Source organism: Sphingomonas parapaucimobilis NBRC 15100 (assembly GCF_000787715.1).
GTDB classification, from domain to species: domain Bacteria; phylum Pseudomonadota; class Alphaproteobacteria; order Sphingomonadales; family Sphingomonadaceae; genus Sphingomonas; species Sphingomonas parapaucimobilis.
The window spans coordinates 1-22,371 of the sequence record NZ_BBPI01000101.1; the positions used below are offsets into that span (position 1 = coordinate 1).

Below are 22,371 nucleotides of genomic sequence, written 5' to 3' on the forward strand. Positions count from 1 at the left end.
GGCCACCTGACCTATCAAGCGGTGACACCCCTCCGTCAGGCCTTCGGCCTGCCACCTCCCCTGCCGGGGGAGGAATGGGGGTCAGTTCACCGGGCGCGGCCCCACGCCCGGCGGTGTCGCAGGGTCCACTTCGCCGATCTCGTCACCGGGATTCCCGCCGCCTGCCCCTGCCCCGCTGCCATGGACTTCGCCGGTCTTCGGGTCGACCGAGGCCCGCCTGCCATTGTCATCAGGCAGGCTGGTGCGCGCATTGCGATCACCGGGCGCAGGCGGCTTGGGTGCGACCTGACCCGTCGGCAGGTCGCGGCCGAGCGCATGTTCGTCATCGCGGTGATAGACTTCGCCACTGTCTCCCCGATTGGAGGCGGTGAGTTCGACGGTGGGCTTTTCCTGCTCGGCCATGGCCTATCTCCTTTGCCCGGCTCAACGGGGCAAGGGAGACGCCGTTCCCCATCACGCAAAAGGGGCGCCCACCGGGTCGGTGGACGCCCCCTTTCGTCAGGCCATGACCTTCGCTCAGCTGCGGAAGAGCGAGTTCGGGTCGATGACGTCGCCATGATGGCCGACCGAGTCGATATCGCGGCTCTGCTGCTCGCGCTCGGCGCGCAGCGAGGCGAGCAGGGCTTCGCGGTCGCCCTCCAGACGGGTGTCGGTCGGCTGCGCCTCGGCATTGCCGCCGGTCGCCTTGGCCGCCTTCGCCACCGCCGAGTCCAGCTCGCGCTGGGTGGTCAGGCCCAGCGTCACCGGGTCCTTGGGCGTGATGTTGGCGATGTTCCAGTGGCTGCGGTCGCGGATCGCGGCGATCGTCGTGCGGGTGGTGCCGATCAGGTTCGAGATCGCGCCGTCCGAGATTTCTGGATGGTTGCGGATGATCCAGGCGATGCCGTCCGGCTTGTCCTGCCGCTTCGACACCGGCGTGTAGCGCGGCCCCTTGGTGCGGCGGACCTGTTCGGGGCCTTTGATCATCTTCATGCGGTAATCGGGATTGGCCTGCGCCTTCTCGATCTCGGTCTGCGCCAGTTCGTGTGCGCGCACGGGATCACGGCCGGTCAGCTTGGTCGCCGCCGTGTCGTCGGCGATCGCCTGGACTTCCAGGATGTGGAGCCCGCAGAAATCCGCGATCTGCTCGAACGAGAGCGACGTGTTGTCGACCAGCCAGGAAGCGGTCGCATGGGGCATGAGCGGCTGGGCCACGGGGATCACTCCAGTCGGAAAATAAAAGGGCCGCCCCTCACCGGAGCGGCCGTAGCTGCGACGAATCTAATGAAAGCCGTTCCCGAGAGCAAGGTGCGCTGCCACAAACTGCCGGGACAGGGCGCGATAGACGCTGGCGACGCCCGCGTCCAGCCGGTCAGTTGTCGTCGTCGAATCGCCCGAAAGGCAGCGATTGCGAGGCGAGCGCCCGCGTCTTCGCCATATCGCCCGCGTGCAGCGAGGCCAGGACGGCGACGCACGCGCGCTGCAGGATCCGGTCGATCGGCGTCACCGTCCCGGCGCGCACCGCCGCCTCCGCCAGCGCCCGTCCGCGCGGGTCGCGGGGGTCCAGCTCCAGCCGCAGCAACGCCGACAGCCCCGGGAACAGCGCCCGGTCGCCGCCGAGCGCGATCGCCCGGTCTAGCGAGGCGTATCCGACCCCCCGCTGCGCGCCCAGTGCCGCGCGGCCGACGATCGCCCCCAGTTTCTTGACCGCCCCGATATGCCAGGCCCCGAGCGCCAGCTGCGCCTCGGCATCACGCGGGTTCTGCGCCACCAGCGACTCGAACTGGCGGCGGGCGGTGATCGCATCGCCGCGATTGCCGGTCAGCTTGGCGCGGTAGCCCAGCGCGGTGGCGCGCATCAGCAGGGATTCGTGATCGTCGGGCGCGCGCTTCAGGGCATTGGCCGCCGCCATATAGGCACCGGACACACGACGCAGCGCAGTCGCCTCGTCGGAATCGCCGAAGGACGCCTGGGTCAGCAGCTCGCGCGCCGACTGCGCCTGCGCGGGGGTCGCCATCGCCATTCCGCATGCCAGACCCACGCACACCAGCCCGATCCGGCCGCCACCCTTCACCATCGCCATCCCCCACTGGATTCGGCGCGGGGAGACGGCCGATCCGGTCGCCTTGATCCGTTGCAATCTTTTGCAGGCGGATCAAGCGCGGCGTTTCGGTCAGGAGGCCGCAGCCCCGTCGATGGTCAGGACGATCTTGCCCAGATGGTCGCCCGCCTCCATCCGGCGGTGCGCCTCCGCGGCATCGGCCAGGGGGAAGCTGCGATCGATGACCGGGCGCAACCGGCCCTCCTCGACATGCGGCCAGACCAGCCGCGACAATTCGTCGGCGACCATCGCCTTGAAATCCCGGTCCCGCCCGCGCAGCGTCGAGCCGGTCAGGATCAGGCGGCGGCGCATAATCTCCCAGATCGGGATTTCGGCCTTGGCGCCCCGCTGCACCGCGATCGAGACATGGCGACCATCCTCGGCCAGGCATTTCAGGTTGCGCGGCACATAATCGCCGCCGACCATGTCCAGCACGATGTCGACGCCGCGCCCCTCGGTGAAGTCTTTCACCGCCTCGACGAAATCGACCGCCTTGTAGTTGATCGCCTTGGCCGCGCCCAGCTTTTCGGCCGCCGCGCATTTCTCGTCCGAGCCCGCCGTGACGATTACGGTCAGCCCGAAGATACGGCCCAGCAGGATCGCCATGGTGCCGATGCCGCTGGTCCCGCCATGCACCAGCAGCGTGTCGCCTTCATCGGCATAGGCACGCTCGAAGACGTTGGTCCACACGGTGAACAACGTCTCGGGAAGCGCGGCGGCCTGCACCATCGAGAGGCCCCGGGGCACGGTCAGGCAATGGTCGGCGACCGCGACCGCATATTCGGCATAGCCGCCGCCGCCGATCAGCGCGCAGACCGGCTGGCCGAGCATCTCCGGTCCCACGCCCTCACCGACCGCGACGATCTGGCCCGCAATCTCCAGCCCCGGGATCGAGGGCGCGCCCGGTGGCGGCGGGTAGAGGCCCTGACGCTGCATCACGTCGGGCCGGTTCACGCCCGCCGCGGCGACGCGGACCAGCACCTCGCCCTCGCCCGGACAGGGCGTCGGGCGCTGGACAGGCACCAGCACCTCGGGGCCACCCGCCGCCTCGGGGTCGATGGCGGTCATCGTCTTCGGGATATCGCCGATCCCCATTCCCTCGCCAAACGCGTGCACCGGCTGCCATCCCCCATCGTCGGCTCTCGTCCCACCGTTATTGACATCGGCGGCGACCGGGTCAACGCTGCATCCCATTATGGAACAGGACGACTCTCCGATCCGCCTTCCCGACGCCCTGGCCGCGCTGGCCCAGACCGATCTCGATCCGCTGTCGCTCGCCGAGCTGGAGACGCGGATCGCGGTGCTGGAGCAGGAGATCGCGCGGACCCGTAGCCATATGGAGCGCGCCGCGCTCCACCGCGCCAGCGCCGACGCGCTCTTCAAGCGGTGACGCGCATGGGCCTCACCCGGCGCGCACGCACCGAGGCGAACCCCAATTCTTCGCACAATGTTTTTTGTTTCGCGCGATACGCTTTGTTCGGCGGCCGCGCGTTACACCCGCTTGATGCCGGGCCTCCCCGTCCCGACATTGGTCGAAACGAGGCGTCAGTCCATGGCGCTTCGGAAGGAGTATCGTAGATGCCATCTTTCGCCCCCGCGCTCGAGACCACGCTTCACAAGGCGCTGGAAGCCGCGACCGTGCGGCGCCACGAATATGCCACGCTGGAGCACCTCCTCCTCGCGCTGATCGACGACGACCATGCCTCCAAGGTGATGGAGGCCTGCCATGTCGACACGGGCGAGTTGAAGGCGACGGTCGCCCAGTATCTGGACACCGAACTCGACGCATTAAAGGTCGAGGCGGCGACCGACCCCTCCCCGACCAGCGGGTTCCAGCGCGTGGTCCAGCGCGCGATCCTGCACGTCCAGTCCTCGGGCCGCGACGAAGTGACCGGCGCGAACGTGCTGGTCGCGCTGTTTTCCGAACGCGAATCCTATGCCGTCTATTTCCTGCAGCAGCAGGATATGAGCCGCCTGGATGCCGTCAGCTTCATCAGCCACGGCGTCGGCAAGGGCGGCGCGACCAGCGAATCCACCCCGCCCAAGGGCGTCGAGGAGGAAAAGCCCGCCAAGCCCGCGGAGAAGGGCAAGGCCGAGAGCGCGCTCAAGCAGTTCACCGTCGACCTCAATGAAAAGGCCAAGATCGGCAAGGTCGATCCGCTGATCGGGCGCGGGCCGGAGGTGGACCGCACCGTCCAGATCCTGTGCCGCCGGTCGAAGAACAATCCGCTCTATGTGGGCGATCCCGGCGTCGGCAAGACCGCCATCGCCGAAGGTCTGGCGCGCAAGATCGTCGAGGGTGACGTTCCCGAGGTGCTGCTGAACGCCGTCATCTATTCGCTCGACATGGGCGCGCTGCTGGCGGGCACCCGCTATCGCGGCGACTTCGAGGAGCGGCTGAAGGCGGTCGTCAATGAGCTGGAGAAGCTGCCCCACGCGGTGCTCTTCATCGACGAGATCCACACCGTCATCGGCGCGGGCGCGACCAGCGGCGGCGCGATGGATGCGTCGAACCTGCTCAAGCCCGCTCTGTCGGGCGGCACGATCCGCTGCATCGGCTCGACCACCTATAAGGAGTTCCGCAACCACTTCGAAAAGGACCGCGCGCTGCTGCGCCGGTTCCAGAAGATCGACGTGAACGAGCCGACGATCGAGGATACGATCAAGATCCTGGCGGGTCTGCGCTCGGCGTTCGAGGATCACCATCAGGTTAAATACACCCCCGACGCGATCAAGTCGGCGGTCGAGCTGTCGGCGCGCTACATCAACGACCGCAAGCTGCCCGACAAGGCGATCGACGTGATCGACGAAGTCGGCGCGATGCAGATGCTGGTGCCGGTCAGCAAGCGCAAGAAGACGATCACGCCCAAGGAGATCGAGGCCGTGATCGCCACCATGGCGCGCATCCCGCCCAAGAGCGTGTCGACCGACGACCGCCAGCAGCTGGAGACGCTGGAAACCGATCTGAAGCGGGTGGTGTTCGGCCAGAATGCCGCGATCGAGAACCTGTCCTCGGCGATCAAGCTCAGCCGTGCAGGGCTTCGCGATCCGGACAAGCCGATCGGCAATTATCTGTTCACCGGCCCCACCGGCGTCGGCAAGACCGAGGTCGCGCGCCAGCTGGCGACGATCCTGGGCATTCCGCTCCAGCGGTTCGACATGTCCGAATATATGGAGCGCCATTCGGTCAGCCGTCTGATCGGTGCCCCTCCGGGCTATGTCGGTTATGACCAGGGCGGTCTGCTGACCGATGCGGTCGACCAGAATCCGCATTCGGTGCTGTTGCTCGACGAGATCGAGAAGGCGCATCCCGACCTGTTCAACATCCTGTTGCAGGTGATGGACAACGGGAAGCTGACCGATCACCACGGCAAGACGGTCGATTTCCGCAACACCATCCTGATCATGACGACCAATGCGGGCGCCGCCGACATGGCGCGAGAGACGGTCGGCTTCGGCAACCTCACCCGCGAGGGCGAGGATGAGCAGGCCGTGCAGAAGATGTTCACGCCGGAATTCCGCAACCGCCTGGATGCGATCGTGCCCTTCGGCTATCTGCCGCCCGAAGTCGTGGCGCGGGTGGTGGACAAGTTCATCCTCCAGCTCGAACTCCAGCTGGCCGACCGTCACGTCCATATCAGCCTGGACGAGGCGGCGAAGAGCTGGCTCACCGAGAAGGGCTATGACCGTCTGTACGGCGCACGCCCGATGGGCCGCCTGATCCAGGAAAAAATCAAGCAGCCGCTGGCCGAGGAACTGTTGTTCGGCAAGCTGGTCCATGGCGGCGAGGTGACGGTGAAGATGAAGGATGGCGCGCTGTCCTTCGCGATCGAACCGGCCGCGCCCAAGAAGCCGCGCAAGAAGGGTGGCAAGCCCGCCTCGGTCGACGCGAGCTGAACGATCGCACCGAAACGGTGACAATCAAAAAGGGCCGGGTGGAAACATCCGGCCCTTTTCATATGCATTTTGAACGACTTCACCGGTGAGGCGCGGCGGCACGTGAAATCTGCGTTACGCCGCCCTTAACTCTATTTTCGGCCTTTCGCGGGCAGATGAAGCACATGAAGGGCGCTTGGCCGATCACGATAGGCGCGTTGCTGCTGGCGGTGCTGGCCTTGATCTGGCCGTGGACGGAGGCGGACGCCCAGGTCGGCCGGAGCCTGACCACCTGTATCCGCCCTATCCGCGCCGGTGACGATGCCCGCACGCTGCTGACGCACGCCCAGGGGTTCGACTGTACCAGCGACCAGTCATCCCACGGCCCCGGCGATTTCTGGGTCCTGTCGCAACCCTTGCCCCGAATATCGGACGATGTTCGCGATCGGCTGGCCGTCAGCTTCGCCAGCACCTGGCAGGATGCGACGGCGCTTCACATTCTCTACGCCAACGGACAGATTCGCACCGTCGCCTTTACCAGCGCGACCACCGCTCCCTATCTGCTGCTCGGCCCGGTCATCGCGGTGCCCCTGCCCCATGAAGCGAGCTGGCCCGTGCGCATCCTGTGGGAGGCGCGCGGCGCGGCCAATATGCGCGGCGTCGTGCGCGGCGCGCGGATCGGCCTTCATGCCGACATGCTGGCGGTCGAGTCCTCGCTCGGGCTGGTCTATGGCGTCATCATCGGCGTCGTCGTCGGCCTGGCGGTGTACAACATGGCCCTCTGGCCGGCGCTCCGCCAGCCGCTCCAGCCGGTCTACTGCCTGCTGCTGTTCTTCATCACCGGCTATACCCTGTCCTCCTCGGGGCTGATCGGCCAGTGGCTGCCCTGGCTCGACAATAACGAGCGGCATCGGTGGAACGCGATCATGCTGGGCGGGGTCGCGATGACCCTGATCGTCTTCTCGCGCCACTTCTTCGAACGGAAGGTGTTCGAGGGCTGGCTGGACCGGATGGCCGTCATCTGCTTCGTGCTGATCGCCATTCCCAACATCGCCTTTGCGCTGCTGGCTCCGCATTGGATCATCCCGCTCGACCAGGCGGTCCTGATAGGCTTCATGATACTGCTGTTCTTCCTGATCGCGGTGCTGGCGCAGGCCTGGCGGCGGCGGAGCAATTTCCTATGGGCCTTCGCCATCGCCTGGGGCACGCCGATCGGGCTGGCGATGTTCCGGGTGCTCAATGCACTGCACCTGATCGAGTGGCGGCCCTGGATCGACCAGTCGACCGTATTGTCGATGGGGGTCGAGGCGCTGATCGCCAGCCTGGGCGTCGCATACCGCATCTATCTGCTAAGCCGCGAACGCGATCTGGCGCGCGCCGACGAACGGGTGGCGCGCCGCCTGGCCGATACCGATCCGCTGACCGGGCTGTTCAACCGCCGCGCCTTTCTGGAACAGGCGACCGGGCGGAGCGGGCCGCAGACGCTGATCCTGGCGGATATCGATCACTTCAAGCGGATCAACGACACGCTGGGCCATGACGGCGGCGACGAGGTGCTGCGCATCTTTGCCCGGACGCTGGGCGAGGCGGTGGGTCTGGACATGCTGGTTGCCCGGATCGGCGGTGAGGAATTCGCGCTGCTGGCCGATGCCGAACGCGCGCCCGATCCGGATAGGCTGCTCGCCCGGCTGCGCGGCACCAGCTATCCGTCGGGGCTGACCGTCACCGCCAGCCTGGGGCTGTGTACCGGCCCCATGGCCGACGAATCGGATTGGCGCCTGTTGTACCGCGAGGCGGATCAGGCCCTGTTCGCGGCCAAGAATGGCGGGCGCGACCGCGCCTGCTGGGGCGTCCCGATCGACCCCGAACCCCGGCCCAACGGACTATTGCCCGCCATCCGTCCGCATCGTAAGACGACGCCCGAGGGGAAGGGACTGTGCGCGAACGGCGGATCATGACGGCTGGACTGGTGCTGGCGCTGATCGGCCTGGGCTGGTGCCATCCCACGGCCGATGTTCGCCTCATTACCCATGACCTGACCGACCGCTCGCCCCGCCGGGTGCAGGCGGCGCTCGACCTGGGTCTGTTCGGCGTTTCGTTTCTCTACACCTGGACCGTCAACCGGCTGAGATAGAGCCCTTCCATTCCTCCCCTGCAAGGGGAGGTGGCAGGGCGCAGCCCTGACGGAGGGGTGTCCCCCTCTCGATAGCGGGACACCCCTCCACCATCCTTCGGATGGTCCCCCTCCCCTTGCAGGGGAGGAATAACGAGACTGTCAGTTCGTGATGAGTGCGAGCGTCCTTGCGCGCGCCGGGTCGGTATCGCATAGCGGCGTCATGGATACGCCCATCGAAGAACTGACGTTCGAGGACGCCCTCAAGGAATTGGAGAGGATCGTCGGCCGACTGGAAAGCGGCGAAGCGACGCTCGACGAATCGATCCGCCTCTATGAGCGCGGCGATCGTCTGCGCCAGCGCTGCGCCGAACGGCTCGACGCCGCCCAGGCCCGGATCGAGGCGATCCGCCTCGACGCCGAGGGCAAGGCCGCGGGCACCCGCCCGTTTCAGGCGGGTTGAGGGTGACGCTCGCCGCCACCACCCTGCCCGAGGCGCTGACCGAAGTCGCCGAGGATATCGACCGCCGCTTTGCCGAGCTGCTCGCCGATCCGGGTGATCCGCGCGCCTCGCTCTATGCCGCGATGCGCCATGCCGCGATCGGCGGCGGCAAGCGGCTGCGCCCGCTGCTCGTCTTCGCCACCGCCCATCTGTTCGCGGTCGACCGCGATACGGCGGGCTGGGTCGCGACGGCGCTGGAGGCGATCCACGTCTATTCGCTGATCCATGACGATCTGCCCGCGATGGACGATGACGATATGCGGCGCGGCAAGCCGACCGTCCACAAGGCGTTCGACGAGGCGACCGCGATCCTGGCGGGCGACTGCCTCCATGCGCTGGCCTTCGAGATCCTGGCCGATCCGGCGACCCATGCCGATCCCTTCATCCGGTCCGAGCTGATCCTCGACCTCGCGCGTGCCTCCGGCCCCGGCGGCATGGCGGGCGGGCAGCAGATGGACCTGGAGGCCGAGCGGCAGGTGTTCGACCTCGCCACCGTCACCCGGCTACAGCAGATGAAGACCGGCGCGCTGATCTGCGCGGCGGTCGAGGCGGGCGCCATCCTGGGCCGCGTGCCGCCCGAGGGCCGCACGCACCTGCGCGGCTATGCGCATGACCTGGGCCTCGCCTTCCAGATTGCCGACGACCTGCTCGACGCCGAGGGTGACGAGGCGGCGGCGGGCAAGAAGCTGCGCAAGGATCAGGATGCGGGCAAGGCGACCTTCCTCAGCCTGCTCGGCGTCGAGCGCGCGCGCGAGCAATGCCGGATGCTGGTCGCCCAGGCGATCGAGCATTTGCGGGATTATGGCCCCGAGGCCGATCTGCTCCGCGCCATCGCGTCTTACGTGGTGGAGCGCGACCGTTGACCCGGATCGGCGTCTATCCCGGCACCTTCGATCCCGTGACGCTGGGCCATATGGACATCATCCGGCGCGGCGCGAAGCTGGTCGACCGGCTGGTGATCGGCGTCACCACCAACCCCTCCAAATCGCCCATGTTCACGCTGGACGAGCGCATGGAGATGGTCCGGCGCGAGGTCGAGGGTGTCGCGGGCGAGATCCATGTCGTCGCCTTCGATTCGCTGCTGATGGACTTTGCCGAGCGGGAGGGCGCCAAGGTCATCGTCCGGGGCCTGCGCGCCGTCGCCGACTTCGAATATGAATATCAGATGGCGGGCATGAACCAGCAGATCAATCCGCGGGTCGAGACCGTCTTCCTGATGGCCGATGTCGCGCTGCAACCCATTGCCAGCCGGCTGGTCAAGGAGATCGCGATGTATGGCGGCAACATCGCCAAGTTCGTGACGCCTTCGGTCTGTGAGGATGTGGTGCAGCGCGTCGAGAAGCTCGGCCGCAAGGGGTCGTAACGACATTCCTCCCCTGCAAGGGGAGGGGGACCATCCGCAGGATGGTGGAGGGGTGTCACCGCTTGCGAGGATGCCCTCCATCTGAAACCGGGACACCCCTCCGTCAGGCCTTCGGCCTGCCACCTCCCCTTCCAGGGGAGGAAAAACAGGGCGAAGGTTCAGATTGGCGCAAGGGGCGATTTGCTCTACAGCCCCTCCATTCCTTCCCTTGTCGTAGAGATATGATGCGCGTTCTCGCCGCTCTTGCCATGATGATGGCCAGCCTGATCGCCGTTCCGGCACAGGCGCAGAAACAGTCCCAGGCTCAGCCGAAATTCACCTCCCCCGCCAAGGCCGCGCAGGTTCTGGAGGACAATGTCACCGGCCGCCCTACCCCGCCGCCCGTCACCGACAAGGAGAATCTCTGGCTGCTCGACCTGTCGACCGGCGGCCGGGTGACGATCTGGCTGCGCCCCGATGTCGCGCCCAAGATGGTCGAGCGGATCAAGACGCTGACCCGGCGTCACTTTTATGACGGCCTGACCTTCCACCGCGTGATCGACGGCTTCATGGCGCAGGGCGGCGATCCCAAGGGCGACGGCACCGGCGGCTCGGACCTGCCCAACGTACCCGCCGAGTTCAACTATCTGCCGCATGTGCGCGGATCGGTCGCCGCCGCGCGTGCCGACGATCCCAACAGCGCGAACAGCCAGTTCTACATCGTCTTCCAGCCGCGCTTCGCGCTCGACAAGAAGTACACGGTGTTCGGCCGGGTGATCGACGGCATGCAATATGTCGACCGCATCGAACGGGGCGAGCCGCCCGCGAACCCCAGCCGGATCGTCCACGCCTATGTCGCGGCGGACAATCCCCCGGCCTATGTGCCGATGGCCCCGGCACCCGCCGCCGATCTGGGTGCGCCCGTGACCCTGCCGGGCGCGGCCCCCAAGCCCGTCACCATCACCCCGGCGCGCCGCCCCGCCCCGAAGGCGGCTCCGGCCAAGAAGGCGGCGACGGCCACCAAGTGAACGTAGATCTGTTCGACTTCGCGCTGCCGCCCGAGCGGATCGCGCTGTACCCGGCATCCCCGCGCGACTCGGCGCGGATGCTGGTCCTCGACGGTGACGCCACCCGCGACCAGCGGGTGAGCGATCTGCCCGCCGCCTTGCGCGCGGGCGACCTGCTGGTGTTCAACGACACGCGCGTCATCCCCGCGCAGCTGGAAGGCGTGCGGGGAGAGGCGCGGATCGGCGCGACCCTGCACAAGCGCGAGGGCACGCGGCGCTGGCGCGCCTTTATCCGCAACGCCAAGCGGTTGCGCGATGGCGACGTGATCGACTTCGGCGCAGGCGTCTCCGCCACGGCGCGCGATCGGGCCGAGGATGGCAGCTTCGCGCTCGACTTTGCCGGGGACGAACCGGTCGAGCTGCTGCTGGAGCGGGCGGGCACCATGCCCCTGCCCCCCTATATCGCGCAGAAACGCGGCGTGACCGAGAAGGACGCCGACGACTATCAGACGATGTTCGCGCAGGAGCCCGGCGCGGTCGCAGCCCCCACGGCGGCGCTGCACTTCACGCCGGGCCTGCTGGATTCGCTGGCGGCGGCGGGGATCGAGCATGCCACGCTGACCCTGCATGTCGGCGCGGGCACCTTCCTGCCGGTCAAGGCCGAGGACACGGTCGACCACAAGATGCACGCCGAATGGGGCCGCATTGATGCCGCCACCGCCGACCGTCTGAACGCCGTCAAGGCCCGCGGCGGCCGGGTGATCGCGGTCGGCACCACCTCGCTGCGTCTGATCGAGAGCGCAGCGGGTGAGGACGGCGTGATCCGCCCGTTCGAGGGCGACACCGCGATCTTCATCACGCCGGGCTATCGCTTTCGCGGCATCCACGGGCTGATGACCAATTTCCACCTGCCGCGCTCGACCCTGTTCATGCTGGTCTCGGCGCTGATGGGACTGGACCGGATGCAGGCGGCCTATGCCCATGCGATCGCGAATGCGTATCGCTTCTATTCCTATGGCGACGCGTCGCTGCTGCTGCCGGAACGCCCTGCATGATCCTGTTCGCCCTGCTTCTGATGCAGGCGACACAGACCGCCGCGCAGGAGGCGGACAATACGGTCGTCGTCACCGCACGCCCCAAGCCCTTCGCGCAGACGCCCGCGACCATGGTGGTCGAGCCGGTGGCGATGATGATCGCGACGCTCGACAGCGATGGTGACGGCAAGACCAGCCGCGCCGAGATGGAGGCGGGGGTCAAGCGCAGCTATGACGCGATCGACACCACGCATCAGGGATCGATCGGCTATCTCCAGTTCGCCGACTGGGCCGAGCGTTGGCTGGGGGATCGCAATGCGCTGCCCAGCCCCTTCGATGTCGATAAGAACAGCGACAATCGCATCACCCTGGCCGAGTTGCAGGCGCATTTCTCGCGCCTGTTCTCGCGCTTCGACCGCGATCAGGACGGCGCGATCAGCCGCACCGAGGCGCTGACCATCCGCACCACCCCCGTTGACGCCAACGGCCCGACCGGCCCGCTTCGGCCCCGAGACAGAAAATGACCGCCCGCTTCTCCTTTTCCATCCACGCCACCGACGGCCGCGCCCGCACCGGCACCATCACCATGAAGCGCGGCGAGATTCGCACCCCCGCCTTCATGCCCGTCGGCACCGCCGCCACCGTCAAGGCGATGAAGCCCGGCGACGTGCGTGCGAGCGGTGCGGACATCATCCTGGGCAACACCTATCACCTGATGCTGCGCCCCGGTGCCGAGCGGGTGAACCGGCTGGGCGGGCTGCACGGCTTCATGGGCTGGGACCGGCCGATCCTGACCGACTCGGGCGGCTATCAGGTGATGAGTCTCGCCGAACTGACCAAGCGGTCCGAGGATGGCGTCGCGTTCAAGAGCCATCTCGACGGCACCCGCCATCTGCTTAGCCCCGAACGCTCGATCGAAATCCAGCGGCTGCTAGGCTCCAACATCGTGATGGCGTTCGACGAACTGGTCCCCACCACCTCGACCCGCGAGGTTCAGGCCAGCGCCATGGAACGCTCGATGCGCTGGGCGAAGCGCAGCCGCGACGCCTTCGACGCGGGCGGCCAACATGCCGAGGACAATGCGATCTTCGGCATCCAGCAGGGTGCGCTGGACGAAGGGTTCCGCAAGGCGTCGGCCGATGCGCTGATCGATATCGGGTTCGACGGTTACGCGATCGGCGGCCTCGCGGTCGGCGAGGGGCAGGAGGCGATGTTCGGCTGCCTCGACTTCGCGCCGGGCCAGTTGCCGGTCGAAAAGCCGCGCTACCTGATGGGCGTGGGCAAGCCGACCGATATCGTCGGCGCGGTCGAGCGCGGGGTCGACATGTTCGACTGCGTGCTGCCGACCCGCTCGGGCCGGACGGGACAGGCCTTTACGCGCCAAGGCCCGATCAACATCCGCAACGCGCGCTTCACCGAGGATCAGGGGCCGCTCGACCCCGCCTGTGGCTGTCCGGTCTGTTCGACCTGGAGCCGCGCCTATCTGCATCATCTGGTCCGCGCGGGCGAAATCCTGGGCGCGATGCTGATGACCGAGCATAATATCTGGTTCTACCAGCAGATGATGGCCGATCTGCGCGCCGCGATCGTTGAAGGGCGACTGACGGCCTTTGCGGACGACTTCCGGGCGCGCTACGCTGCCGGACAGTAGGAGAGTAACCATGACCGATCGTATCGAAGACGCCCCCAACGAAATCCTCGCCGCCGCCAAGGAGGCCAAGGATCACGCCGTCGCCGCCGCCGAAGCCACCGCCACGTCGATCAAGGAAAAGACGCGCAACTGGCCGATGGGCAAGATCGGCCTGGGCGTCGGCATCGGTTCGGCCGCGATCGCCGCCGCCGTGCTGTACGGCACGCGCAACAAGTCCAAGTAATCCGTCTCCAATAACGAGGGTTTTCATGCGCCTTTTCCGTGCCGCGCTTCTGCTCGGCGTCGCCGCCCTTCCTACACTGGCCGGGGCGCAAACCGCACCGTCACCGGCGCGCACGGAAAGCGTGAAGCCCATCGCCTTCACCACGCGCACTTTGCCCAACGGCCTGCGCGTCTATGCCATTCGCGACACGACGACGCCCAATGTCTCGGTCCAGGTCTGGTATGATGTCGGGTCGAAGGACGACCCCAAGGGCCGCTCGGGCTTTGCGCACATGTTCGAGCATCTGATGTTCAAGGCGACGCGCAACCTCGTCCCCGAACAGATGGATCGGCTGACCGAGGATGTCGGCGGCTATAACAACGCCTCCACCGCCGACGACTATACCAATTATTTCGAGGTGGTGCCCGCCAACCACCTGCAACGCCTGCTCTTCGCCGAGGCGGATCGCATGGCGTCGCTGGTCGTCGAGCCCAAGAGCTTCGCCAGCGAACGCGACGTGGTGAAGGAGGAACTGCGCCAGCGCACCCTCGCCCAGCCCTATGGCAAGTTGTTTGCCATCTATTACCCCGAGCTGGCGTACAGCGTTCACCCCTATGCGCGGCCGGGTATCGGCAGCCTGGAGGAACTGGAGTCGGCGGGCATCGACGATGTGCGCGCCTTCCACGCCACCTATTACCGGCCCGACAACGCGGTTCTGGTCGTGGCGGGCAATTTCGATCCCGCGCAGCTGAACCGCTGGGTCGACCAGTATTTCGCGAATATCAAGCGCCCCGCGACCGCGATCCCGCGCGTCACCGTGCAGGAACCGGCGCGCAAGGAGGCGGTATCGCGCACCGTCTATGAGCCCAACACGCCGCTGCCCGCCGTGCTCGTCAGCTATCACATCCCGCCCGAGCGCAGCGCCGACACCCCTGCGCTGATGGTGCTCAACGCGATCCTGTCGGCGGGCGAAAGCTCGCGGCTGTATGAGGATCTGGTCTATCGCGACCAGCTGGCCCAGTCGGCCGCGACCTTCCTCGACACCAAGCAGGCGACCGGCAACATCGTGCTGTATGCGATGATGGCGAGTGGCAAGCCGGTGGCCGAGGGCGAAGCGGCGCTAAAGAAGGAGGTCGCCCGGCTGCGCGACGCCCCCGTCTCCGCCACCGAACTGGCCGAGGCGAAGAACGAGCTTCTGACCGCCGCGCTCAAGCAGCGCGAAACCGCAGAGGGCAAGGCCAGCCTGATCGCCAACAGCGTCATCGTCGATGGCGACCCCAGCGCCGCCGACCGCCAGATCGCCGCCGTACAGAAGGTGACGGCCGCAGATATCCAGCGGGTCGCGCGCGCCTATCTGAACGACAATCAAAGCGCGACCATCCGCTATCTGCCCGACAGCGAACGTCCGGCAAATGTCCGGATGATGCCGATCGAGATCGCGCCCACGGTCCAGATGGCGGCGCTGACCCCTCCCGCCAATATCGAGGTGGTGACGCCCGCCCCGGAGGGCCAGCGCATCCTGCCCCCCGCGCCCGGCGCGGCCATCGCCCCCACACTGCCTCAGCCTGTCGCGACCACCCTGCCCAACGGCCTGCGCGTCGTGACGGTCGAGCGGCACGACCTGCCGCTCGTCACCGCCTCGCTGGTGGCGCTGGGCGGGGCCGCCACCGATCCGGTCGGCAAGGCGGGCGCGAGCAGCCTTTCGGCCGAGCTGATGACCAAGGGCACCACGACCCGCTCGGCGACCGAGATCGCACGCGCGGTCGAAAGCCTGGGCGGATCGATTGCGGCCGGTGCCTCGGATGACGGCGCCACCATCGACCTGACCGTCCCCTCGGCGCAGCTCGGCACCGCGATGACCATCCTGGCCGATGTCGCGACCAATCCGGCGTTCAAGCAGGAAGAGATCGACCGCGCCCGCACCCAGTCGATCGACAGCCTGAACGTCGCGATGCAGAACCCGGCGCAACTTTCGGCGATGGTCGCCGACCGCGTGGTCTATGGCGCGCGTCCCTATGGCCAGCCGCTGTCCGGCACGCCCGCCTCGCTGAAGGGGCTGACCCGTGCCGACCTGACCGCCGCCTATGCGCGCAGCTGGAAGCCGGGCCAGGCGACGCTGCTCCTGGTCGGCGACGTGACGCCCGCGCAGGCCAGGCAGGTCGCCGAGCGCTATCTGGGCAACTGGCGGGTGGCCGGAGCCGCCGTGACGGCGGCCAAGGTCCCTGAACCCGCCTTCCCCGCGCCGCGCGTCATCGTCGTCGACATGCCCGACGCCGGACAGGCGGGCGTGGTCGTCGCACGATCGGGCATCCGCCGCGCCGATGACCGCTATTATCCGCTGGCGGTCGCCAACACCGTGCTGGGCGGCGGTTTTTCGTCACGGCTCAATCAGGAAATCCGCATCAAGCGCGGGCTGGCCTATGGCGCGGGTAGCTCCGTGGCGACGGGCCGCGACATCGGCCTGATCTCCGCGCGGACCCAGACCAAGAATCCCTCGGCCGCCGAAGTGGTCGGGCTGATCGATGCCGAGATGCGCAAGCTGGGCACCGCACCCGTGCCGCAGGACGAACTGGCGACGCGGCAGGCGGTTCTGGTCGGCGGGTTCGGCCGGACCATCGAGACGACCGACGGCATTGCCGACATATTGGCCAACTATACGCTGCAAGGCGTGCCGCTGGAGGAGCTGAGCCGCTATATCCCGCGCGTTCAGGCGGTGGACCCGGCGGCGGTGGAGTCGGTGTCGGCCACGCTGCTCGACCCCAGGGCGGCCAGCATCATCGTGGTCGGCGACGCCAAGCAGTTCCTGCCCGCGCTGCGCCAGGCGCATCCGGAGGTGGAGGTCATCCCGGCCGCCTCGGTCAATCTCGACTCGCCCAGGCTGCGCTGACCGTCCATTCCTCCCCAGGCCCGGCCCGGGGAGGACGCGACGGAAAATCCTTAACCCTCTCGGGTATAACCAATAGCCGAGAGCGGCAGGTTTAGAGGATTCCCCACATTGCGGGTGGCGAAGCGGACCGTAAGGCGGATGATACAGGTCTGGCTGGCGCTGCTCGGCCTGATGCTGACGTTCGGCCTGGTGCTGGCCGCGCAAGGAGCCTTGCGACGGGCCAGACAAACGGCTGCGGTCGCGCCATCGCCGCAAGCCTCTCCGGCCGCGACCACGCCCGCTCCCGTCGCCGATGCGCTGCCTGCCATCGATGGCAGTACGGGAACCGTCGCCCTCCCCGCGCTGCCGATCCCGCCCGGGGCCAGCACCGCCGATCCCGGCGTGGTGGCCGCCCGGCCCTTTGCCTGGGGCCGGGCGACCGCGATCGACAAGGCGCGCGCGATGCAGTGCCTGACCGCCGCCATCTATTACGAAGCGGGTGGCGAGAGCATCGACGGCCAGCGGGCGGTGGCGCAGGTCGTGCTCAACCGCGCGCGGCATCCGGCCTTTCCCGCCACGGTCTGCGGCGTCGTCTATCAGGGGGTCGAGCGCACACATTGCCAGTTCAGCTTCGCCTGCGACGGCGCGCTGAACCGCGCCCCCGCCATTACCGGCTGGTCCCGCGCGGCGCAGGTCGCAGCGGCAGCGCTATCGGGTGGAGTCTATGCGCCGGTCGGGCTGGCAACGCATTACCATAGCTTCGCCGTCGCGCCTGCCTGGAACCGCGCCATGGTGATGACCGACATGGTCGGCGCGCATCTGTTCCACCGCTGGAAGGGCTATTGGGGCACCGCCGCCGCGATGAACCGCGCCTATGCGGGGGGAGAGGTGCTTCCCATGCTCGCTCCGGCACCGGAAACGGCGAGCAGCGACGTGCTGCCGCCCGCTCCGGCAACCCTGCCCGCGCCGCCCCTACCCGGTGCGACTCCCGGTGCTACTCCCGGTGCGACGCCCGCTGCGGCCCGCCCGGCCCCGACACGCGAAACGCCGACCCCCACTCCGCCACGCGAGACGGGGATCAGCGACCGGCTGGCCACATCGGGCCGGATACTGGACAAATGGAAGGACAGCGGCCGCCTGATCGAGCGGCCCGACGCACCGCGCCCGAACATTCCGGACGCGGCGGCCGTCACCAATCAGCGGCGATGATTGCGGTCGTGCTTCTCGAAGCGGACCTGGCGGCTCAGCATCGCGTAGCGGCGGTCCAGATCATTGCGCTCCGAGACGCTGAGGCCACCGCCCGACCGGCGATAGCGATATTCGAGCTGGTTGAGACCACGCAGGTCGGACTGGAGGCGGTTGGCCTCGCGCCGGTTCAGCGCGCCTGAGCGGATGCCCTGGTCGATCCGCTGCTGCAACTGGCCCTGGCGCTGCGCGATCGGGGTCCAGCGCTGCGCCTCGGCGACCGTCGGAACGGCGATGGTGGCGAAACCCAGACCTGCAAGGATCATGGCCTTCATGATGACACTCCCTTAATAAAGCGGGCGATTACTGGCCCGATCCACAATATGGGTCGTGACAATCGCAAAGCCATACCAAGGACTTGGCTATTGTGTCGCCAATTGTCGCAGAAAGTGACATGGCGTTCATCTGAGGTTTATTGGATCCGGACATGACAAGGCCGGCTCTCTCCTTGCAACGGGAAGAGAACCGGCCCAATCCATTGTCGCATATCAGCAGCCGGTATCAGCGGCAGCGGACATTGTTCCGCTCGATCGCGCGTCCGGCCAGCGCACCGCCCGCCGCACCCAGCAGCGTGCCCAGCGTCTGCGATCCGCCCGAGGTGATCGCGGCACCCAGCGCACCGCCCGCGATGCCGCCGACGATCAAGCCGGTCGTGCCGTCGTTGCGACGGCAATAATAGCGGCCGTCCTGCCCGACATAGACCCGGTCGTTGCGACCGAGGCGACGTTCGCGATAGCGCGCATTGTCGACATAATAACGATCGGCGTAATAGCCGCCATAAGCGGGGTCGGGCCGGTTATAGTCATAGGCATAGCGCGGGCCGCCATAGCCGCCGCCCAGGCCGCCGCCATAGGTCGAGCAACCCGAAACCAGCGTCGCTGCGGCCACTAGGCCGAGAGTCAGAGCACGCATTAGATCCTCCCTCATGGGTGATGCGGGGGAAGCGCGTGATTCGGGAAAAGGTTGCGACAGGTTAAGGCGGTTTAAGAGGTAGGTCATATGGCACGGGTCAGGCATGCCCTTCGACTTCGCTCAGTGCGAACGAGGTGAATGGCCGGGATCCTCTCAGGGCGGATCGCCATTCAGCCGCCCCTTTCATTCCTCCCCTGCAAGGGGAGGGGGACCAAAGCGAAGCGGTGGTGGAGGGGTGTCACCGCTTGCAAAGTTCGAACAACCTCTCGGGCGGGGACCCCCCTCCGTCAGGCCTTCGGCCTGCCACCTCCCCTGCAAGGGGAGGAAAAGGTGAATGTCGATCCGATCTGGGCTTGGCCTCCAGCCCCCCGTTCAGCCTGAGCGAAGTCGAAGGCCACGGGAATCACCATAGTTCCCGCATAAGGGAGGTGGCAGAGCGAGAGGGGGGCCGCCACGCACGTCCTTCATGCGGCCGGCCCCCTCCACCATGCCGCGCATGGTCCCCCTCCCCGTGCCGGGGAGGATCGTTATTCCGCCGCCTGCGCCTGTCCCTTGTCGAGCAGCGGCTTCAGATATTTGCCGGTAAAGCTGCGCGGTTCGGCGGCGACCACCTCCGGCGTGCCCACCGCAACGATCTCGCCGCCCTTCACGCCGCCTTCGGGGCCAAGATCGACGATCCAGTCGGCGGTCTTGATGACGTCGAGATTATGCTCGATCACCACCACCGTATTACCCTGCTCGACCAGCGCATGGAGCACTTCGAGCAGCTTGCGCACATCCTCGAAGTGAAGCCCGGTCGTCGGTTCGTCGAGGATGTAGAGCGTGTTGCCCGTCGCGCGGCGCGACAATTCCTTGGCCAGCTTCACCCGCTGCGCCTCGCCGCCCGACAGGGTCGTCGCCTGCTGGCCGACCTTGACATAGCCGAGGCCCACTTCGACCAGCATCGCCATCTTGTCGCGGATCGGCGGCACCGCCTGGAAGAATTCGGCGGCATCCTCGACGGTCATGTCGAGCACATCGGCGATCGAATGTCCCTTGAACTTCACCTCCAGCGTCTCGCGATTATAGCGCGCGCCGTGGCACACGTCGCAGGTGACGTAGACGTCGGGCAGGAAGTGCATCTCAATCTTGAGCACGCCATCGCCCTGGCACGCCTCGCACCGGCCGCCCTTCACGTTGAACGAGAAGCGACCGGGCTTGTAGCCGCGCGCCTGCGCCTCGGGCAGCCCGGCGAACCAGTCCCGAATCTGCGTGAAGGCGCCGGTATAGGTCGCCGGGTTCGATCGCGGGGTGCGGCCGATCGGCGACTGGTCGATGTCGATCACCTTGTCGAGATGCTCCAGCCCGGTGATCTTCTCATGCTTGCCCGCCAGGATACGCGCGCCGTTCAGCGTGCGCGCGGCGGCGGCATAGAGGGTGTCGATGGTGAAGCTCGACTTGCCCGATCCCGACACGCCGGTGATGCAGGTGAAGGTGCCAAGCGGGATGCTCGCGGTCACGCCCTGAAGATTGTTCGCGGTCGCCTTGTGGACGGTGAGCTTCTTGCCCGAACCCTTGCGCCGCTTGGCCGGGACCGCGACCTCGCGCGTGCCGTTGAGATAATCGGCGGTGACGCTGGTCTTGGACTTGAGCAACTGCTTGAGCGTACCGTGCGCGACGATCTGGCCGCCATGCACGCCCGCGCCCGGCCCCATGTCGATGACATAGTCGGCGGTGCGGATCGCGTCCTCGTCATGCTCCACGACCAGCACCGTATTGCCCAGGTCGCGCAACCGCCGCAGCGTCGCGAGCAGCATGTCGTTGTCGCGCTGGTGCAGGCCGATGGAAGGCTCGTCGAGCACGTAGAGCACGCCCGACAGGCCGGAGCCGATCTGCGACGCCAAGCGAATTCGCTGGCTCTCGCCGCCCGACAAGGTGCCGCTGGTCCGGTCGAGATTCAGGTAATCGAGGCCCACATTGTTGAGGAAACCCAGCCGCTCGACGATCTCCTTGAGGATCGGCTGCGCGATGGCGCGCTGCTGATCGGTCAGATGGTCGGGCAGGCCGGTAAAGAAGGCCAGCGCATCGACTACAGACAGATGCGTGGCGTAGGAAATGTCCTGCATGGCGATCTTCACCGCCAGCGCCTCGGGCTTCAACCGCGCGCCGTGGCAGACTTCGCAAGGCTGCGACGACTGGTAGTTGGCCAGTTCCTCGCGCATCCAAGCGCTCTCGGTCTGGAGCATCCGGCGGTTGAGATTGCCGATCACGCCCTCGAACGGCTTCTTCACGTCGTACGACTTCTTGCCGTCGACGAAGGTCAGCGTGACCGCCTTGCCCTTGGTGCCGTGCAGGATCGCCTGATGCACCGACGGGTCCAGATCCTTCCACGGCGTCTCCAACGAGAAGCCGAACTCGCGCGCGAGACTCCCCAGCACCTGCATATAATAGGGGCTGGGCGGGTTGGACTTGGCCCAGGGCACGACCGCGCCCTTCTTGATCGACAGCTCGTGATTGGGGACGACCAGGTCTTCGTCGAAGATCAGCTTCTCGCCCAGACCGTCACAAGCCGGGCACGCCCCCTGCGGCGCGTTGAACGAGAACAGGCGCGGCTCGATCTCGGAAATGGTGAAGCCGCTGATCGGGCAGGCGAACTTCTCCGAAAACACGATCCGGCCATCGGGCGCGTTGTTGCCTAGCACGGCGGACTTGGGCGTCGCGGGCTCGACCGGATCGGCGGGGTCGACATAGGCCAGACCATCCGCCAGCTTCAGCGCGGTCTCGAAACTGTCGGCCAGGCGCGTGGCGATATCCTCACGTACGACCAGGCGGTCGACGACCACCTCGATGTCGTGTTTGAACTTCTTGTCGAGTGCCGGGGCCTCGTCGATCTCGTACAACTGGCCGTCGATGCGCACGCGGGTGAAGCCCGCCTTCTGCCACTCGGCCATTTCCTTGCGATACTCGCCCTTGCGGCCGCGCACGACGGGGGCGAGCAGGTACAGGCGCGTACCTTCGGGGAGCGTCATCACCCGGTCGACCATCTGGCTGACCGTCTGCGCCGCGATCGGCTCTCCGGTGGCGGGCGAATAGGGAATGCCGACACGCGCCCAGAGCAGCCGCATATAGTCGTAGATTTCGGTGACCGTCGCCACGGTCGAGCGCGGATTGCGACTGGTCGTCTTCTGCTCGATCGAGATGGCGGGCGACAGCCCCTCGATATGGTCGACGTCCGGCTTCTGCATCATCTCCAGGAACTGGCGCGCATAGGCCGACAGCGACTCGACGTAACGCCGCTGTCCCTCGGCATAGATGGTGTCGAAGGCGAGGCTGGACTTGCCCGACCCCGACAGGCCGGTGATCACCGTCAGCGTGTCACGGGGAATGTCGATATCGACATCCTTGAGATTATGCTCGCGCGCGCCGCGGACGGAAATCTTGGTCAGCATGAGGCAGGTTCTACTTCTGTTCCGGGAGGAAGGCCAGAGGCGAGATAGGAAGCCAAGGCGGTGGTTTCGAGGGGGGACAGGCTTGCGGTAACGTGCGACCTTCGCCCATGATC

At 67.0% G+C, this 22,371-nt stretch carries 21 protein-coding genes; 14 read left to right on the forward strand and 7 right to left on the reverse strand.

Annotation, left to right across the window (positions count from 1 at the left end):
- Nucleotides 1-81: 81 nt before the first annotated feature.
- The 4 genes from SP5_RS17595 to SP5_RS17610 form a co-directional block, all read right to left on the reverse strand.
- On the reverse strand, nucleotides 82-402 hold the full coding sequence (locus SP5_RS17595) for a hypothetical protein (protein ID WP_042491210.1): 321 nt from the start codon (nucleotides 400-402) through the stop codon (nucleotides 82-84).
- 114 nt (nucleotides 403-516) lie between these two features.
- Nucleotides 517-1,194 (reverse strand): DUF1013 domain-containing protein, encoded by a 678-nt coding sequence (locus SP5_RS17600; protein ID WP_042491265.1) that lies wholly within the window; start codon nucleotides 1,192-1,194, stop codon nucleotides 517-519.
- 157 nt (nucleotides 1,195-1,351) lie between these two features.
- Nucleotides 1,352-2,119, reverse strand: a complete 768-nt coding sequence (locus SP5_RS17605) for a hypothetical protein (RefSeq protein ID WP_174435563.1) — start codon at nucleotides 2,117-2,119, stop codon at nucleotides 1,352-1,354.
- Nucleotides 2,120-2,152: 33 nt separating this feature from the next.
- Nucleotides 2,153-3,148 (reverse strand): NAD(P)H-quinone oxidoreductase, encoded by a 996-nt coding sequence (locus SP5_RS17610; protein WP_245613539.1) that lies wholly within the window; start codon nucleotides 3,146-3,148, stop codon nucleotides 2,153-2,155.
- Between the two features lie 127 nt (nucleotides 3,149-3,275).
- On the opposite strand from SP5_RS17610, the gene SP5_RS17615 reads away from it, so the two are divergent.
- From SP5_RS17615 to SP5_RS17680, 14 genes are all read left to right on the forward strand, one after another.
- Nucleotides 3,276-3,470, forward strand: coding sequence for a DUF1192 domain-containing protein (locus SP5_RS17615; RefSeq protein WP_042491216.1), 195 nt, complete (start codon nucleotides 3,276-3,278; stop codon nucleotides 3,468-3,470).
- Nucleotides 3,471-3,658: 188 nt separating this feature from the next.
- On the forward strand, nucleotides 3,659-5,977 hold the full coding sequence (gene clpA, locus SP5_RS17620) for an ATP-dependent Clp protease ATP-binding subunit ClpA (protein ID WP_042491220.1): 2,319 nt from the start codon (nucleotides 3,659-3,661) through the stop codon (nucleotides 5,975-5,977).
- 155 nt (nucleotides 5,978-6,132) lie between these two features.
- Entirely contained in the window at nucleotides 6,133-7,914 is a 1,782-nt protein-coding gene (locus SP5_RS17625; protein ID WP_052811629.1) for a sensor domain-containing diguanylate cyclase, read from the forward strand.
- Nucleotides 7,911-8,090: a hypothetical protein gene (locus tag SP5_RS17630; RefSeq protein ID WP_157013798.1), complete on the forward strand. Its 180-nt coding sequence runs from the start codon at nucleotides 7,911-7,913 to the stop codon at nucleotides 8,088-8,090. The genes SP5_RS17625 and SP5_RS17630 overlap by 4 nt, the downstream gene beginning before the upstream one ends.
- A gap of 202 nt (nucleotides 8,091-8,292) precedes the next feature.
- Nucleotides 8,293-8,532: an exodeoxyribonuclease VII small subunit gene (locus SP5_RS17635; protein ID WP_007406073.1), complete on the forward strand. Its 240-nt coding sequence runs from the start codon at nucleotides 8,293-8,295 to the stop codon at nucleotides 8,530-8,532.
- A 2-nt stretch (nucleotides 8,533-8,534) separates the two neighbouring features.
- Nucleotides 8,535-9,434 (forward strand): polyprenyl synthetase family protein, encoded by a 900-nt coding sequence (locus SP5_RS17640; RefSeq protein WP_042491225.1) that lies wholly within the window; start codon nucleotides 8,535-8,537, stop codon nucleotides 9,432-9,434.
- On the forward strand, nucleotides 9,431-9,934 hold the full coding sequence (gene coaD / locus SP5_RS17645) for a pantetheine-phosphate adenylyltransferase (protein WP_084220755.1): 504 nt from the start codon (nucleotides 9,431-9,433) through the stop codon (nucleotides 9,932-9,934). Before SP5_RS17640 ends, coaD begins: the two co-directional genes overlap by 4 nt.
- A gap of 224 nt (nucleotides 9,935-10,158) precedes the next feature.
- Entirely contained in the window at nucleotides 10,159-10,941 is a 783-nt protein-coding gene (locus tag SP5_RS17650) for a peptidylprolyl isomerase (protein WP_174435566.1), read from the forward strand.
- The gene (gene queA / locus SP5_RS17655) at nucleotides 10,938-11,975 is read left to right on the forward strand and encodes a tRNA preQ1(34) S-adenosylmethionine ribosyltransferase-isomerase QueA (protein WP_042491231.1); all 1,038 of its coding nucleotides are present in this window, start codon (nucleotides 10,938-10,940) and stop codon (nucleotides 11,973-11,975) included. The genes SP5_RS17650 and queA overlap by 4 nt, the downstream gene beginning before the upstream one ends.
- A complete protein-coding gene (locus tag SP5_RS17660; RefSeq protein WP_042491234.1) occupies nucleotides 11,972-12,478 on the forward strand; it encodes an EF-hand domain-containing protein in 507 nt (168 codons plus the stop codon). Before queA ends, SP5_RS17660 begins: the two co-directional genes overlap by 4 nt.
- Nucleotides 12,475-13,605, forward strand: coding sequence for a tRNA guanosine(34) transglycosylase Tgt (gene tgt, locus SP5_RS17665; protein ID WP_042491236.1), 1,131 nt, complete (start codon nucleotides 12,475-12,477; stop codon nucleotides 13,603-13,605). Before SP5_RS17660 ends, tgt begins: the two co-directional genes overlap by 4 nt.
- A 10-nt stretch (nucleotides 13,606-13,615) precedes the next feature.
- Complete coding sequence (locus SP5_RS17670) at nucleotides 13,616-13,828, forward strand: hypothetical protein (RefSeq protein ID WP_076710674.1); 213 nt, start codon at nucleotides 13,616-13,618, stop codon at nucleotides 13,826-13,828.
- Between the two features lie 25 nt (nucleotides 13,829-13,853).
- Nucleotides 13,854-16,694, forward strand: coding sequence for a M16 family metallopeptidase (locus SP5_RS17675; RefSeq protein ID WP_042491239.1), 2,841 nt, complete (start codon nucleotides 13,854-13,856; stop codon nucleotides 16,692-16,694).
- Between the two features lie 138 nt (nucleotides 16,695-16,832).
- Entirely contained in the window at nucleotides 16,833-17,882 is a 1,050-nt protein-coding gene (locus SP5_RS17680) for a cell wall hydrolase (RefSeq protein WP_042491242.1), read from the forward strand.
- On the opposite strand, the gene SP5_RS17685 is transcribed toward SP5_RS17680, so the two are convergent.
- From SP5_RS17685 to uvrA, 3 genes are all read right to left on the reverse strand, one after another.
- Nucleotides 17,870-18,193, reverse strand: coding sequence for a hypothetical protein (locus tag SP5_RS17685; protein WP_042491247.1), 324 nt, complete (start codon nucleotides 18,191-18,193; stop codon nucleotides 17,870-17,872). The two genes, SP5_RS17680 and SP5_RS17685, sit on opposite strands and share 13 nt — an antisense overlap.
- 226 nt (nucleotides 18,194-18,419) lie before the next feature.
- Entirely contained in the window at nucleotides 18,420-18,830 is a 411-nt protein-coding gene (locus tag SP5_RS17690; protein WP_174435564.1) for a glycine zipper 2TM domain-containing protein, read from the reverse strand.
- Nucleotides 18,831-19,357: 527 nt separating this feature from the next.
- Entirely contained in the window at nucleotides 19,358-22,258 is a 2,901-nt protein-coding gene (uvrA, locus tag SP5_RS17695; protein ID WP_042491252.1) for an excinuclease ABC subunit UvrA, read from the reverse strand.
- Nucleotides 22,259-22,371: the final 113 nt, after the last annotated feature.

Excerpts from the sequence above, each read along its gene's own strand:
- tgt (WP_042491236.1), top strand. The coding sequence starts at position 12,475 with ATGACCGCCCGCTTCTCCTTTTCCATCCACGCCACCGACGGCCGCGCC.
- SP5_RS17675 (WP_042491239.1), top strand. The coding sequence starts at position 13,854 with ATGCGCCTTTTCCGTGCCGCGCTTCTGCTCGGCGTCGCCGCCCTTCCT.
- SP5_RS17615 (WP_042491216.1), top strand. The coding sequence starts at position 3,276 with ATGGAACAGGACGACTCTCCGATCCGCCTTCCCGACGCCCTGGCCGCG.
- SP5_RS17625 (WP_052811629.1), top strand. The coding sequence starts at position 6,133 with ATGAAGCACATGAAGGGCGCTTGGCCGATCACGATAGGCGCGTTGCTG.
- SP5_RS17690 (WP_174435564.1), bottom strand. The coding sequence starts at position 18,830 with ATGCGTGCTCTGACTCTCGGCCTAGTGGCCGCAGCGACGCTGGTTTCG.
- SP5_RS17670 (WP_076710674.1), top strand. The coding sequence starts at position 13,616 with ATGACCGATCGTATCGAAGACGCCCCCAACGAAATCCTCGCCGCCGCC.
- SP5_RS17630 (WP_157013798.1), top strand. The coding sequence starts at position 7,911 with ATGACGGCTGGACTGGTGCTGGCGCTGATCGGCCTGGGCTGGTGCCAT.
- SP5_RS17610 (WP_245613539.1), bottom strand. The coding sequence starts at position 3,148 with ATGACCGCCATCGACCCCGAGGCGGCGGGTGGCCCCGAGGTGCTGGTG.
- clpA (WP_042491220.1), top strand. The coding sequence starts at position 3,659 with ATGCCATCTTTCGCCCCCGCGCTCGAGACCACGCTTCACAAGGCGCTG.
- SP5_RS17685 (WP_042491247.1), bottom strand. The coding sequence starts at position 18,193 with ATGAAGGCCATGATCCTTGCAGGTCTGGGTTTCGCCACCATCGCCGTT.
- SP5_RS17650 (WP_174435566.1), top strand. The coding sequence starts at position 10,159 with ATGCGCGTTCTCGCCGCTCTTGCCATGATGATGGCCAGCCTGATCGCC.
- SP5_RS17635 (WP_007406073.1), top strand. The coding sequence starts at position 8,293 with ATGGATACGCCCATCGAAGAACTGACGTTCGAGGACGCCCTCAAGGAA.
- SP5_RS17660 (WP_042491234.1), top strand. The coding sequence starts at position 11,972 with ATGATCCTGTTCGCCCTGCTTCTGATGCAGGCGACACAGACCGCCGCG.
- SP5_RS17680 (WP_042491242.1), top strand. The coding sequence starts at position 16,833 with ATGATACAGGTCTGGCTGGCGCTGCTCGGCCTGATGCTGACGTTCGGC.
- uvrA (WP_042491252.1), bottom strand. The coding sequence starts at position 22,258 with ATGCTGACCAAGATTTCCGTCCGCGGCGCGCGCGAGCATAATCTCAAG.
- SP5_RS17595 (WP_042491210.1), bottom strand. The coding sequence starts at position 402 with ATGGCCGAGCAGGAAAAGCCCACCGTCGAACTCACCGCCTCCAATCGG.